Below are 13,456 nucleotides of genomic sequence, written 5' to 3'. Positions count from 1 at the left end.
ACGGACAAGGGGCGCTCGGAGAGTCGCCTTAAGGGAACACAATACAGCCATGATCAAAGGTGGAATCAACAATCGACACTCAAAACGGCCACAGGATAAACGCAGTTGGCGCGAAATACACCAAAAAACACCTCGCCTACCGGCGTTAGTTTTTAGAGCAGGCCGTCATTTGGTGTGTTTTTCGCGCCAATGGTTCCGGGCAGTTTGGTGAGATTTGTCTCACCGAGCATCAAAGGGTCTTGAGATACTCCACCAGCGCCCAGCGCTCGGCCTCGGTCAAGGTATCGGTGCCGTATTCGTGACCCGTGTTGCGGTCTCCAAGCCGGTGCGTGGTCTGGGTGAAACCCTCGTAGCCCTCGGTGCGAAAGCCCACCTTGACCGGATCGAACTCCCGGCTTCCCACCTGAAAAGCCTCGGGGCGATAGGCGCCCTCTTCCGGGTCACCCTCTTCCCGTGCCGGCAGTAACAGGTCGTACAGTGTGGGCACCGAGCCATTGTGCAGATAGGGGGCCGTGGCCCAGATGCCGTTCAGGGATCGGCCCTTGTAGGCCAGCAGCGAATGGTAGGGGCGAGCCGTGGTATCCGGCCGATAGTCCCCCGCCTTGACGCTGTATTTGACGTCATTATCAAACCAGGACAGCCCCAGCACATAAAACCAGTCCAGGGTGCGCCGGAGTGGGCCTTTGTCGGCATCGGGGGTGGAAACCGCGCCTTTGGTTACCGAGGTGAGGATCTGCACGGCGGGCGCGGTCGCCTCCAGGACCAGAGGGCCTACGGTTGTGTTCTGGTAGGTATTCTCGAAGTTTCCCGACTTTCCCTGATAATTTACGCTGTTTTCCGCCGCCTTTGGGTCAGTCTTCAGTATCTCGATATCTGTCATTTCGGCCACCACCAGACGGTCCCAGGCGGAGCGGTCGATGATCTGGTGGCAGCTCTGACAGTGCTGGGCATAGAGGCGCTTGCCCAGGGCGGCCTGCTCCCGGTTGATTTCGCCCAGTATGTCCTCCGGCCATTGCGGCGAGGTAAGGCGACCGAGGTGAGCCTCCAGGCGCTGGAGGTTGACCAGATCAATGCTGGAAGTGAAGGCGATGCGCTCCCGTTTGTTGCTCTGACCGGTCAGGTGTCCGGACAGACTGAAGCCGGGCTCTTTTACTTCCCAGTCCAGTTTGGCAAAGACCCCGATCACTTCCCCGACGTTGCGCCCCAGGGGCCCCAGGTCGGCGTTATTGGCCAGTCCGTTCCACTGCAGGTAATCGGAGTGGGTGATGTCCCACAGGAACGGATAACTGACCGGCGCGTTCGGCTCGTTAAGCAGCTGGTTTCGCAAGCGCAACAGGTTGCGCTGGGACAATCCGGGAAGCCCTTCGTCGCTCGACTGCAGGCGGCTTACGATGCGGGTGAAGGCCGTATCATCGATCAGGGTGGGCTCGATACCTGCCAGAACCCGGTCCACCTCGGCTTCGGTGAGCAGCAGCTCGCCGGTGGGTCCTTCGGCGGCGAGCAATAGATCCCGCATCTGTTCCCGGTTGACCACGTGGCGCAGCACCCGATTGTAGATTCGGCCAAAGGCATCCAGGCGACCGTAACCGTAGCGGATATGGCTGTGATTGATGGTGTTGTACATGCGGATCTGTTCGGTCCACTGGGCCAGGTCCGCCTCGACGGCCTCGGGCGAGCGATAGTCATTGTCCCGCTGCAGGACTCGATCAATAAACCGTTCCCGTTTGGCGGGAATATCCCGGGCCGCCGACAGCGCCTTTTCCAGTCCGTGCAGGAAGCCGTCCATATCCGCCAGGGCGGGGCCGCCGTCGATGCGGATGGCCTGGCCCTGATAGTTCACCTGGCCGGTGTGGCAGGCCGCACAGGTAAAGCCCAAATAGTCTTTGCCCTGGTAACTGTCCTTGGCAAACCCCACCGGTAGACCGTCGGGATTGAAGAAGGTGGGTTTCTGGGGCAGGTAGCGGTAGCGGTCCATGTTGTGGTCCGAGCGGAACAGCTCCTCCGAGGCGGGCTGCTCGAGGGCCACGAACAGGTCATAGGGCAGCAGGGCCGAACCCTGGGTGGTGTTGTAGTACCAGAGGGTGTCGGCCGGGCTCCAGCCCTGGTCCAGGTAGATGGGCGTCGAGTAGCTTTCCCCGAAGGCCCCGTCTTCCAGCGCGATGGCGCCCCGGTCCGGATCCCGATCCAGGTGTTGATAAATCTTTCCGGAAATGAAGGTGAGGCTGAGCCCGATCACCACGGCGACAACAATGCCGAGGATGAGTTTCAGACGATAACGAAGCGCGAGTAGCACGACAAACGCGAGCCGCAGCAGTGCCGGCAGAGGCATGACAAACTCCTTTAAGCGGTGATAGGTTCCCTACTTCTTGATGTAAACCTATTATTATTCGATCTGGTTGCCCGGTATTATGCCTTTCCCCGTCGCGACTGCAAGTCAGTGCGTTGGCTCGGGTTCTTTGGGCAGCGGCAGGTCCGGGAGCCGTTCGGTGGTCAACAGCAGCCCCTGCTGGTAGTACTCGGTGCTCTTTTTGTGTTCTCCCATATGGGCCAACAGACGAGCCAGCTCGGCACAGGTTTCCGGGTGCTTGTGCAGGGTCAGGCTGCTCTGAAAGTAATCCCGGGCTTTGCCCCACAGCTGATTGCGCAGGCTCAGGCGGCCGAGGGTGAGCATCAGCAGGGCATCGGCGGGGCGCTTCTTCAGCCAGCCTTCGGCGGTGATCAGCTGTTGTCCGGCATCGTTGGCCCGAATCAGGCCATAGAGCCGAACCAGCTCGGGGGACCAGTGTTTTTCCAGGGTTTTGCGCACCTGGGCTTCTGCTTCGACGTGCAGGTCGTTGTCCACTAATTGCTGTGCGTACAACAGCGCCACATCGGGTTGTTTGCGCACCGCGCTGGGGATGTCTTTCCAGGTGCTCGCCAGGGCCTCGCGCGCCCGCTCCGGGCCGAGCCCGCGGACCCGCTGCCCGGCCTGCTCGAGCAGGGCCCGGTGCAGCTGGCTGGAGAGCGCTTCAAGCGCGGCTTCGTTCTGGTTGCCGTACGCACGGAGACTGGGCATCAACTGCTTGAGCGATTCCCAGTCGTGCAGGGCGATATACACCTGGCGCAACAGGTCGAGTACCACGGGATGTTGGGGGGCTTTGCGTTTGACCCGCTCCAGGGTGGCCAGGCACTGCTCGTAGCGTCGGCTCATCAGCTGCATACGCGCCTGGGTCAGGGCGACCGCCAGCTCGCTGTTGGTGCTGCTCTGCTCGGCCTTGTGCAGCAATTCCAGAGCGGTGTGATTATCGCCCTGCTCAAAGGCGCAGCGGGCCGCCGCCAGATAATTGATCAGCGGCGTCCCGGATTTGGGCGCCGCGCGCAGTAGTTTGCGCTGGGCCTGCTTCCAGTTCCCCTCGATAAAGCTGACCAGGCCGCTGGCGGTGCGCCGTTGGGCCCGGGCGCTGGTGCCGGAGAACAGCCGTTCGGTGACGGCCTGCCCCGCCCTGATGCTGCCCCGGAACAGCCGCAATACCAGCCAGATCAATCCCAGCCCTCCGAGCAGCAACATCAACGCCAGCCAGAAGCTCATTTCCACGCTGGTGTTGCCCAGCGCGATCAGGACATAGCCGCTGTCGGCCTGAATGGCGCTCAGCGTCAGTGCGCCGAGCAACATCGCGACAATCAGAATCAGCAGCGTCCGTTTCATGAGTCGGACTCCTCACCCGGTGCGCGCTGAAAGTCCGGGGACAGCCGGTGTTGTTGCTCGATGTGTACCTCGAGCAGCTTCAGGGCGTCATTGAGGTCCGGCAGCTCGGGAGCGATATCGACGGCGGCCAGCTCGCGCAGGCTGGACAGGGCCGATTCGGTCTGGGGATTGAGGGCGTAGTGTTGTTCGAGCCAGTCGGCCGCGCGGGTGAGGCTGGATTGATAGAGCTCGGTCTGCTCCCGCAACAGCGCCGCCTGGGCCTGCTCCAACATCAACTGCAGTTGCTGGCGCAGAATGAACTGCTCGCGCGGGTCAGCCAGGGCGGCAATGGGCTGATCATGATGGCGAATCCGGATATGGCCACTGATACGCTCGACCAGGCGGGCGAAACTCTGTTTGATGGTTGCCCAGGGTCCGGTGTTGGCTTCAGCCGACGCTTCATCGGGGACGGTGTTGTCGGGTGTGCTGCGCATGGGTTCCACCAGTGGCAGCGTGGGTACCTGTTCGTTCAGGGCCAATAACCGCAGGTACAGACCCTCCCGATCCACCTGATCGGCGAGCTTCAGGGCCTGGATGTCCCGCGCCAGGGCCCGGCGGATCGGCAGCAGGTCCGCATCGCCCAGGTCGCGCAGAATGGCATCGGTGGTTTCCGCCAGGGCCAGGGCATTGCGGCTGTCCCGCTCCAGTACCAGGCGCTGGTTGGCCAGGCGCAGCAGGTACTCGGCCTCGGCCAGCTTCCAGTCCTCCCGGTCGGTGCTGGCGATGGCGCTCAGGCGGCGGTCTACCCGGTTCAGGCGCTGCTCCATCTGGCTGATGATCTCGGCCTGGCCTCGCTGGGCGCTTTGCACATCGGCTCGCAAATCGCTGCTGAGCTGACCGGGCAATTGGTCGAGGGTGCGGTCCTGCTGCCGGAGGGCCTGGGATTGCTCGGCCAGGCGCTGCTGCAGCGCTGTCAGCTGCTCGCGCTGCTGCTCAAGATCCTGCCAGGCCCACCAGACACCGTATCCAGCGGCCAGGGGCAGGCCGACGCAGATCAACACCAGCAGCAACCAGCCCCATCGGCGCGCACGGCCGCTTTTGTTGGCCGGTGTTTTCTTGCTGGGGCGTTTGGGGGTGCCCTTGTCCGCCCTGTCACTGGTGGTGTCCGCCGGTGTCTTGTCGGCGGGGGGCGTGGATTCCTGGGTGGTGTCGTTGGTCTGGTCGTTATCAGTCACAGTCGTGGGTTCCGTCTGTCTGCAAAAGGGTCGGGTCGATGGCGGCGCGTTCAAGGGCGGCCAGCATACCCGGGTCGGTGGCGTTTTCGGCGGTCAGCACGCGGGTATAGCCCAGCGCGCGCGCCTGCTGGGCAACCCGCTCCCCGGGCACCAGCAGTGTCCCTCGGGCCAGGCGCCGAGCCTGGTCGGAAGGCAGTGCCCGGCGGACCTGATGAAAGTTTTCCAGGGTCTCACCACTGTGTAAGGCCACCATCAGGGGTGTTTCGTTCAGTTCCACCAGCGCCTGGTTCAGCTGTGTGGCGGCGTCATCCGGGCACTGGCGTTGGTACAGCTCACAGTAATCCACCCGGGCACCGCGCTCACGCAGTGTCTCGGCCAGCACGCCCCGGCCGCCCACGCCGCGGAAGATCACAATGCGCTCGCCCGCCACGGATTGCAATTCGGGGGCCGCCAGCAGGGCCTCACTGTTCATGGCGCCGTCCGACTGCCAGGCGGTCACCGGTACGCCATAGGCTTCCAGCGCCCTGCCGGTGCGTTCGCCGACCCCGTAATACTCGATCCGGATGGGCAACTGCGGCCAGTAATCCTCTAGCCATTCAAACGCATAGGCGACGGCGTTCTGGCTGACGAAAATCGCTTTCTGGTAGAGGTCGAAATCCAGTATGCACTGTTTGATCGCCTGCTTCGCCTCGGACGTCGAGACCGGGCTCAGCGTCAGCAGGGGGGCGACCACCGCGTGAGCGCCCCTCGCCCGGAGTGTGTCCGCCCAGGCCTCGGCCTGGGCTTCGGGCCGGGTGACCAGCACCTGCAGGCCGGTCAGCGTGTCCGCTCCGGCGCTCCGGGTCACTTCAGCTCCCGTCCGTACACGTCCGCCAGAATCCGGTCGGCGCCCGCCGCCAGCAGCCGCTCGGCCAGCGCAATGCCCATCGCCTCACCCTCGGCGACCGGGCCACGAATCTCATCGTAGAGCATTTCCGTGCCGTCCGGTGAGCCCACGAGACCGCGCAACCACAGCCCTTCATCACTCGGTATAGCATAGCAGGCAATGGGCACCTGGCAGCCGCCTTCCAGGCGCCGGTTCATGGCCCGCTCCGCCAATACCAGCTCGGCGGTGGGCTCGTGGTGCAGGGGGGCGATCAGCTCAATGGTGCGCAAATCCTCGGTACGGCACTCAATGCCCACTGCGCCCTGCCCGCCCGCGGGCAGGGACTCCTCCGGGGCGATGCGGCTGCGAATCCGCTCCTCCAGCTCCAGACGCACCAAGCCAGCGGTGGCCAGGACAATGGCGTCGTACTCGCCGTCGTCGAGCTTGCGCAGGCGGGTCTGCACGTTGCCGCGAAGAAACTTGACCTCCAGGTCCGGCCGGGCGGCCAGAATCTGGCACTGCCGGCGCAGGCTGGAGGTGCCCACCACGGTGCCGCCGGGCATATCGCTGAGCTGGTCGTAGCGGTTGGAAACAAAAGCATCGCGCGGATCTTCCCGCGGGCAGATGACCGGCAGGCCGAGCCCCTCCGGGAACTCCATGGGCACATCTTTCATGGAGTGCACTGCGATATCCGCCTCGCCACTGGTAATCGCGTGCTCCAACTCTTTCACAAACAGCCCTTTGCCGCCCACTTTGGCCAGGGGCACATCCAGAATCTTGTCACCCCGGCTGACCAGGGGCACCAGCTCCACGGTCAGCCCCGGGTGGTGGCGCTCCAGCTCGGCCTTGACGTATTCGGCCTGCCAGAGTGCGAGCAGGGATTTGCGGGTGGCGATGCGTAGGGTCTCGGACATAATTCATCCCGTTGCGAGTGCGTGTCAGTGCGGGATGATACCAGACCAGGGGGGATGCAAAGGCGAAAGGATAGCCTCTCCTGAACAGGGGCTGATGTGGTGTAGCAATTTGCTCATTATAGTGCGTAGCGCTACAATAGAGGCTTCTTTAATTATGCTCGAACGAGGCTTGTGAGGTTTTCGATGGCTCAGCAAAAACCCATTCGGTTGAACCCGGAGTTGATACGCAAAGCGGAGCAGGAGGCAGCGTTGGAGCATCGTTCTGTACCTCGTCAAATTGAGTACTGGGCGTCACTCGGACAACTTATCTCCCGCATGATGACGTCGGATCAGCGTTTGGCCCTGATGCAGGGCTTGGTCACCCTGAGATTGGAAGAGAGCCAGCCCAAGGACCTGTCAATGGACAGCATTCTGGAAGAGCTTGAATCAGACCGACAGTCCGGCCGCTTGCCTGGCCGGGTCAGTGAGGCACCGGTGCGCTACGGAGTTGATCCGGACGATAGCTCGAAACTGGTCGCTTACAGTGCGGAGGGCAAGCGGGTCGTGTCCGGCTTATGACCACCTCACTATCGGACAGTACGCCCCGACCAACGGTCATTCTGTTGGTCGGTGGTAACGGCGCCGGTAAGTCCACGTTCTATCAGAAGTACCTGGCACACCGTCAGATTCCCTTTCTCAATGCCGATGTCCTGGCGCGTGAACTCTGGCCCGATGATCCGGAAGTGCATAGTTACGAGGCGATGCGATTGGTCGAGCGCAGCCGCCACTTGGCACTGGCGCAAAAGCGGTCGTTTTGCTTTGAAACCGTGTTTTCACACCCCTCTAAACTCGACTTTATCCGTGAGGCAAAACGCGCCGGATATGCCGTCGAAATCTACGCAATTCACCTGGTTTCTCCCGAACTGAATCGGATGCGCATCGAGCAGCGAGTTCACGAAGGTGGTCATTCGGTGCCAGCGGAAAAGATAGCCCCTAGAATTGAGCGTTCGTTGCAACAGTTGGTAAACGTCATTCCTATCGTGGATCAAACACTACTAATCGATAACAGCTATGCCGACAATCCGTTTCGTGTTCAGGCCCGCTTTCGAAGCGATGTTCTGATTGACTCACACATGGCTTCTGAATCTTGGGTAAAGTCGGTGATTGAAACGGTGCGTTACAACAGAAGAAGCCGATCCTGAAACGTTTCGATACAGAGTGAAACTCGCGACATGATTCGTGGTAATTGATGCCAGTTGTGAGACTGCCTGCAGAAAACCGCAAAACTCTCAATATTTTTGTTGACAAAAATAAGAAGTGAGTGCACGATTCTTTTCGGTTTGTCGATAAAAATTAATCAGCATATAAAACTAATCGTTTTCGAAAAGGACTTCTAATATGAAACGCAATCCTACTTATATTGCTTGGCGATTCCTCTCTTTCTCTTTAGCCCTCGCATTTCCTCTATGTTCAATTGGCTCTGAACCTGCTGAAAAGATACAACCAGTCGATTTCACTGTTATAGGGCGGAAAATTGAAATCGCTCAAAGAGCGGCGGATTACTACAATATTGGGAGATTAATAGGTCAGCTGCAATATCTGGCAAACCTTGCTCAGAAACTCAACAGCAACTTACAAGAAAGTAATGTTAATTTTCCGACTGAAGGCGGTACCCGTGCGAACGAAAAAGTATCATGTGATGCGGTAGATTTGGAGAAAGCGCATTGTGATCAAGTTGCTTACAGTGCTTATGCGGAGTGGATTAAAACGTGTCGATCGTATACTGTTATAAATACTGATGCCCAGTGTAGGGCAGAGAAAAAAGCAAATTTAGATACTGATCTGAAATCGTGCATATTCGTTCATCGATATAACTCAGTAAACTGCATTGAGTGATTTGGTTCTCCTTATTATCCATATAATGTCATTGCGGATATCATAAAGGATCGATTGGAGATGTATCTATGAGTGTTAGAAAAGTATCACTGATTTTTACTTTTTTTATGGCTTTTTTGTTTATTGGTGTAAATATTTTTCACTATTCAAATAGCGCTTCAAAAGAGTATGGAGATGTTGTTTCATACGCGGACTCTAACGAAATATTAATACCCCAAAATACTAAAAAAATTCCGGAGCGAGAAATGAAGGATTTTCGGACTTCTGAAGGGGAAGATAAATTGAGCTGGGCCCAAGAAGATAGCCTTCACAGTATTAAAGAATTTCGACGCAGTCAAGGATACGGAATATCATTTGAAGATTCAGATTATCAGTCTTATTCCGTGGACACGTTAAAAAGCCTGTCAGATGCTTCAGATTATGCAGCAACCCATATTCTAGCGAAAAAAATGTTAGAGAGTGGGGACTATCCTAATGCTCTTTTATATTATGAAAAAGCGGCCGTTTTAGATTCTACATATGCTTTGAAGGCTATTGCCGGAGTTTATGAATCTGCATATTACCGGTTAAGCTCCAGTGGAAACCATGATGCTAAGAAAGCGGCTTTAACGGGAGTTCTGGCTCACTATGAAGTTGCGATTATGCGTGGTGACTTGAGTGGAGAAAAGTCAATAAAATTATTCTTAGAAGAGAACGATATTGCACTTACAGATAGTATGGTTAAAACGATCTCCGATACAGCTAATGAAATATATAACAATCTATCAGGACAAAGGAAAAGATTGGGTATGGGAGAGTTTGATAATAATATTCCAAGAGAGGTGAAGGAGTACTTCAATGAAATCAATGCCGAGAGCTGATAGAACAATTGGCAGGCGATAAGGTTTGTTCATGGATGTAACGATGAGTTCTTTTGACATTACAGATGCATACATCACGTCTGCCATTTTTACTGTTTGGGTTCTACCGCTATTAGGGATCGCCTTAGATAAAACGGTATCTCGCTCGGAAAAGCAATGGTGGTTGATAGCGGCCCTATTGGTTTCCTGGGTTGCGTGGTTCGTTTTTGCAGTTGTTCGATCGAACCGACGTGTTACGGAAGTCGGATCGACACCAAGGAGTGATAGTGGTGTTTTTGATCTCCTCATAATGATTTTCAGAAAGCTCTCACTGTTTGCATTCCGTTACAAGTGGCTGATAACTCTAATTTTCATTTGTGGTGGTTCTGTTTTCGTGGCACCAATCGGTTGGCCATTGCTTAAGATTATCGGCGCCAGTTTGTTTACGATAGCAGCGCTGTTTCTGTTGATCCTGATCAACCGTGCAACCATTCAACCCGTGATTGACACAGGATCAGGACGTTACGTCGGTATTCTGTTCACGCTGTTGGTAGGGCTCCTGATTTTTACCGCAATTCACACAGTGTTAAGTGCGCTTGCCGTTGTAGCCTACTGGGTCATATGATAGTGATTTGGCGGTGGTGATTCCAGAAGGCGTAGTAATAATAGTAGCTTCTTATTGTTGGCGCGCCCGGTGCAGGCTCTGCGCTCAATACGAGGCGATTCATATTTTCTGAAGCAGCTCCTTCAACGCACTGGCGTGCCGCCGGCTCACCGGCGGCCGATGGTCGGTATCCGCCAGACGCACCTGATAGTGTCCTTCATTGTCCCGCTCCATGGCCTGGATGTGATTGACCGACACCAGCACGCTGCGGTGGGTGCGCAGAAAGCGATCGCCGAAGGCCTCTTCCAGCTCTTTCAAGGTGTCGTCCAGCAGGTGCTCGCCGCGGTCGTGATAGACGGTGACGTACTTCTGGTCGGCCATAAAATAGCGCACGCTATCGAGGGGAATCAGCTCGACGCCGCGGGGTGTTTTGGCGCTGATATGACTGCGTTCTTTACCCGCCGGGTGACGGTTCTGCTGGGCCCGCTTCTGAAGCTTGTTGGGCGTGCGGGCTTTTTCCAGCACTTCCAGTAGCTGTTCGGCGCGCACGGGTTTGAGCAGATAGCCCACGGCCTGGGTTCCGAAGGCATCCAGGGCATACTCGTCGAAGGCGGTGCAGAAGATGACCGCCGGTGGGTCCTCGAGCTCGCCGATCCGGTGGGCGGCGGTGACGCCGTCGTCGCCCGGCATGCGGACATCCAGCAGGACCACATCCGGGTCGTGGTGGGCAATGGCGGTCAGAGCCGAGGCGCTGTCGCCGGCCTGGGCCACCACGGAATAGCCGTCCAACTGGTCGACCATGCGAGCCAGTCGCTCGCGGGCCAGAGGTTCATCGTCGACAATCAGGACATCCATGGGTCACTCCGTCGGGTAAGTGATGATCAGGGTAAACCTACCGCCTTCGCGGCGCTCGGACAAGCGCGCCGCCGGCCCAAAGTGCGCCTGCAGGCGGTGGCGGACATTATCCAGCGCCATGCGGTTGGTCTGCCGGGCCTGCTCCGGGTGGCGGCCGGCGGGCAGCGGGTTATCGATCCGGATCGCCACCTGGTTGCCGGAGCGGGCGATCTGAATCTGGATGTCGCCCCCCTCCGGGCGCGGCTCGATGCCGTGGAAAACGGCGTTTTCCAATAGCGGTTGTAGCAACAGGGCGGGAATGGGCGTGCTCTCTGGCAGCTCGTCCAGATGCCAATCCACCCGCAACCGGTCTCCCAGGCGCAATTGCTCCATGGCCAGATAGCCCCGGCACAGCGCCAACTCCCGCTTCAGGGGAATCAACGCCGGCTCGGCCAGGCTGGCGCGAAACAGGCCGGCCAGATCCTCCACCGCCCGTTCGGCCCGGTCCGGCGCCGTGGCAATCAGACTGGCGATGCTGTTGAGGCTGTTGAACAGAAAATGAGGGCGAATGCGCGATTGCAGGGCCTGAATCCGGGCGCTCAACTCGGCCTGCTGTTGGTTGCGCAGCTGCTGCTGCAGATACAGGTAACGCAAGCCGATGCCCGCCAGAATGGCGGCGGCCAGCAGATTTTCCGCCAGTTGCCAGCCGTCGAGCCGAAGCTCGGCGCCCAGAAAGGCCTGCAAGAGCCACTGTCCGAGCAGGGAGAAAATGACCGTCACGGCCAGCACCAGCCCGTAGCTGAGAGCGCCGGCCCGCACCGGGGTGCAGCGGTTCAGGCGCGGTTGCAGGCGGCACAGCAGAACCGCGCTGACCAGCACGATCCACTGCACCAGAAAGGAATACAGGGCGATGGCATCCCAGCTGAGCTGGGCCAGGCCCCGGTTGATCATGGCCAGCAACACCGCCAGCAGCTCCGCCACCAACACCAGCAGCAGCACCGCCTGGGGTGCACACAGGTTGGGCAGGAAGCTTGTGCTCTCGCCGGAGGCGGGTCTGGCTGTTGGGTGATCCGTCAAAGTAGGCCTCGATTACGTTATACTGTGCGCCTTTCGTGCCGCTATCCTACGCGTTTTGCGCACCCTGAGGCGATTTACGCGCCCGATTTGTGAACCAATTATTATCTACGTCCAATTACAGCGAGTGTCTTCATGAGCCAGAGTGATCAAAACACCGAGTCGACCAACCAGTCCTGGGGCGGTCGCTTCTCCGAGCCCACCGATGCCTTTGTGGAGCGTTTTACCGCCTCCGTCGGTTTTGATTATCGCCTCTACGCTCAGGACATCAAGGGCTCCATCGCCCATGCCACCATGCTCGCCAAGGTCGGGGTGCTGACCGAAGCCGAGCGGGACCTGATTATTAAAGGCCTCGAAGGTGTACGCGCCGATATCGAAGCGGGGAAATTTGAGTGGTCCGTGAGCCTGGAAGATGTGCATATGAACATCGAGGCGGCGCTGACCAAGCGCATTGGCATTGCCGGCAAAAAGCTGCACACCGGCCGCTCGCGCAACGATCAGGTGGCCACCGACATTCGTCTCTACCTGCGCGATGCCATTGATGTGATCAGCGGCGAGCTGAACCGTCTGCAGACCGGCCTGCTGGATCTGGCCGAGCGCGAAGCCGACACCATCATGCCCGGCTTCACCCACCTGCAGACCGCCCAGCCGGTCACTTTTGGCCATCACCTGCTGGCCTGGTTCGAAATGCTCCAGCGCGATCACGGCCGCCTGCGCGACTGCCGGGCTCGTCTGAATCAGTCGCCCCTGGGCGCCGCCGCGCTGGCCGGTACCACCTACCCCATCGATCGGGCCATGACTGCCGAGCTGCTGGGCTTTGATAAGCCCACCGAAAACTCCCTGGACTCGGTCAGCGACCGGGACTTCGCCATCGAGTTCTGCAGTTTCGCCAGCATTCTGATGACCCACCTGTCCCGTGCCAGTGAAGAGCTGGTGTTGTGGACCTCGGCCCAGTTCGGTTTTATCGATCTGCCCGATCGTTTCTGCACCGGTTCTTCCATCATGCCGCAGAAGAAAAACCCCGATGTACCCGAGCTGGTGCGCGGTAAAACCGGCCGGGTCAACGGCCATCTGATCAGCCTGCTGACCCTGATGAAGTCCCAGCCGCTGGCCTACAACAAGGACAACCAGGAAGACAAAGAACCGCTGTTCGACGCCGTTGACACCGTCCGCGATTGCCTGCGTGCGTTCGCCGATATGATTCCGGCCATTGAGTCGCGTAAAGACAATATGTATGAGGCGGCCAAGCGCGGTTTCTCCACCGCCACCGACCTGGCGGACTACCTGGTGCGCAAGGGCACTCCCTTCCGGGATGCGCACGAAGTGGTGGGTAAATCCGTGGCCTATGGTCTGAAAACCGGCAAGGATCTGTCGGAAATGACGCTGGAGGAGTTGCAGCAGTTCTCCGATACCATCGAGCAGGATGTGTTTGACGTGCTGACTCTGGAAGGCTCCGTGGCGGCCCGCAACCACATCGGCGGCACCGCCCCGGATCAGGTGCGCGCCGCGGTCCAGCGAGCGCGAACCACCTTGTGAAGCTGATTGAGCCCAG

At 58.6% G+C, this 13,456-nt stretch carries 13 protein-coding genes; 6 read left to right on the top strand and 7 right to left on the bottom strand.

Annotation, left to right across the window (positions count from 1 at the left end; genetic code table 11):
• Window positions 1–229 precede the first annotated feature (229 nt).
• The 5 genes from EDC38_RS12080 to hemC all read right to left on the bottom strand — a co-directional run bounded on the left by EDC38_RS12080 (window position 230) and on the right by hemC (window position 6,678).
• Window positions 230–2,329 (bottom strand): di-heme-cytochrome C peroxidase, encoded by a 2,100-nt coding sequence (locus EDC38_RS12080; RefSeq protein WP_123638723.1) that lies wholly within the window; start codon window positions 2,327–2,329, stop codon window positions 230–232.
• A 105-nt stretch (window positions 2,330–2,434) separates the two neighbouring features.
• Window positions 2,435–3,685, bottom strand: a complete 1,251-nt coding sequence (locus EDC38_RS12075; protein ID WP_123638722.1) for a heme biosynthesis HemY N-terminal domain-containing protein — start codon at window positions 3,683–3,685, stop codon at window positions 2,435–2,437.
• Window positions 3,682–4,899 (bottom strand): uroporphyrinogen-III C-methyltransferase, encoded by a 1,218-nt coding sequence (locus tag EDC38_RS12070; RefSeq protein ID WP_170162913.1) that lies wholly within the window; start codon window positions 4,897–4,899, stop codon window positions 3,682–3,684. Before EDC38_RS12070 ends, EDC38_RS12075 begins: the two co-directional genes overlap by 4 nt.
• Window positions 4,892–5,746, bottom strand: a complete 855-nt coding sequence (locus tag EDC38_RS12065) for a uroporphyrinogen-III synthase (RefSeq protein ID WP_246004405.1) — start codon at window positions 5,744–5,746, stop codon at window positions 4,892–4,894. The genes EDC38_RS12070 and EDC38_RS12065 overlap by 8 nt, the downstream gene beginning before the upstream one ends.
• Window positions 5,743–6,678 (bottom strand): hydroxymethylbilane synthase, encoded by a 936-nt coding sequence (gene hemC / locus EDC38_RS12060; protein WP_123638720.1) that lies wholly within the window; start codon window positions 6,676–6,678, stop codon window positions 5,743–5,745. Before hemC ends, EDC38_RS12065 begins: the two co-directional genes overlap by 4 nt.
• 183 nt (window positions 6,679–6,861) lie before the next feature.
• Here hemC and EDC38_RS12055 point away from each other — a divergent pair, with 183 nt between their 5' ends.
• The 5 genes from EDC38_RS12055 to EDC38_RS12035 all read left to right on the top strand — a co-directional run bounded on the left by EDC38_RS12055 (window position 6,862) and on the right by EDC38_RS12035 (window position 10,017).
• Window positions 6,862–7,236, top strand: a complete 375-nt coding sequence (locus EDC38_RS12055; protein ID WP_123638719.1) for a TA system antitoxin ParD family protein — start codon at window positions 6,862–6,864, stop codon at window positions 7,234–7,236.
• Entirely contained in the window at window positions 7,233–7,859 is a 627-nt protein-coding gene (locus tag EDC38_RS12050) for an ATPase (RefSeq protein WP_123638718.1), read from the top strand. The genes EDC38_RS12055 and EDC38_RS12050 overlap by 4 nt, the downstream gene beginning before the upstream one ends.
• A gap of 196 nt (window positions 7,860–8,055) precedes the next feature.
• On the top strand, window positions 8,056–8,553 hold the full coding sequence (locus EDC38_RS12045) for a hypothetical protein (protein ID WP_123638717.1): 498 nt from the start codon (window positions 8,056–8,058) through the stop codon (window positions 8,551–8,553).
• A 68-nt stretch (window positions 8,554–8,621) separates the two neighbouring features.
• Window positions 8,622–9,413 (top strand): hypothetical protein, encoded by a 792-nt coding sequence (locus EDC38_RS12040; RefSeq protein ID WP_123638716.1) that lies wholly within the window; start codon window positions 8,622–8,624, stop codon window positions 9,411–9,413.
• Window positions 9,414–9,444: 31 nt separating this feature from the next.
• Complete coding sequence (locus EDC38_RS12035; RefSeq protein ID WP_123638715.1) at window positions 9,445–10,017, top strand: hypothetical protein; 573 nt, start codon at window positions 9,445–9,447, stop codon at window positions 10,015–10,017.
• Window positions 10,018–10,116: 99 nt separating this feature from the next.
• On the opposite strand, the gene EDC38_RS12030 is transcribed toward EDC38_RS12035, so the two are convergent.
• Both EDC38_RS12030 and EDC38_RS12025 read right to left on the bottom strand, forming a co-directional pair.
• A complete protein-coding gene (locus EDC38_RS12030; RefSeq protein ID WP_123638714.1) occupies window positions 10,117–10,851 on the bottom strand; it encodes a LytR/AlgR family response regulator transcription factor in 735 nt (244 codons plus the stop codon).
• Window positions 10,852–10,854: 3 nt separating this feature from the next.
• Window positions 10,855–11,907 carry a sensor histidine kinase gene (locus tag EDC38_RS12025; RefSeq protein WP_246004404.1) on the bottom strand — a complete coding sequence of 351 codons (1,053 nt, stop codon included), beginning with the start codon at window positions 11,905–11,907 and terminating at the stop codon, window positions 10,855–10,857.
• Between the two features lie 132 nt (window positions 11,908–12,039).
• On the opposite strand from EDC38_RS12025, the gene argH reads away from it, so the two are divergent.
• A complete protein-coding gene (gene argH / locus EDC38_RS12020) occupies window positions 12,040–13,440 on the top strand; it encodes an argininosuccinate lyase (protein WP_123638713.1) in 1,401 nt (466 codons plus the stop codon).
• The last annotated feature ends 16 nt before the right edge of the window (window positions 13,441–13,456 follow it).

Source organism: Marinimicrobium koreense (assembly GCF_003762925.1).
GTDB lineage: Bacteria > Pseudomonadota > Gammaproteobacteria > Pseudomonadales > Cellvibrionaceae > Marinimicrobium > Marinimicrobium koreense.
This window is presented reverse-complemented; position numbering and strand designations above follow the sequence as displayed.

Coding starts and splice junctions, on each gene's coding strand:
- EDC38_RS12050 (WP_123638718.1), top strand. CDS start 7,233: ATGACCACCTCACTATCGGACAGTACGCCCCGACCAACGGTCATTCTG.
- EDC38_RS12055 (WP_123638719.1), top strand. CDS start 6,862: ATGGCTCAGCAAAAACCCATTCGGTTGAACCCGGAGTTGATACGCAAA.
- EDC38_RS12035 (WP_123638715.1), top strand. CDS start 9,445: ATGGATGTAACGATGAGTTCTTTTGACATTACAGATGCATACATCACG.
- EDC38_RS12080 (WP_123638723.1), bottom strand. CDS start 2,329: ATGCCTCTGCCGGCACTGCTGCGGCTCGCGTTTGTCGTGCTACTCGCG.
- argH (WP_123638713.1), top strand. CDS start 12,040: ATGAGCCAGAGTGATCAAAACACCGAGTCGACCAACCAGTCCTGGGGC.
- EDC38_RS12045 (WP_123638717.1), top strand. CDS start 8,056: ATGAAACGCAATCCTACTTATATTGCTTGGCGATTCCTCTCTTTCTCT.
- EDC38_RS12040 (WP_123638716.1), top strand. CDS start 8,622: ATGAGTGTTAGAAAAGTATCACTGATTTTTACTTTTTTTATGGCTTTT.
- EDC38_RS12075 (WP_123638722.1), bottom strand. CDS start 3,685: ATGAAACGGACGCTGCTGATTCTGATTGTCGCGATGTTGCTCGGCGCA.
- hemC (WP_123638720.1), bottom strand. CDS start 6,678: ATGTCCGAGACCCTACGCATCGCCACCCGCAAATCCCTGCTCGCACTC.
- EDC38_RS12030 (WP_123638714.1), bottom strand. CDS start 10,851: ATGGATGTCCTGATTGTCGACGATGAACCTCTGGCCCGCGAGCGACTG.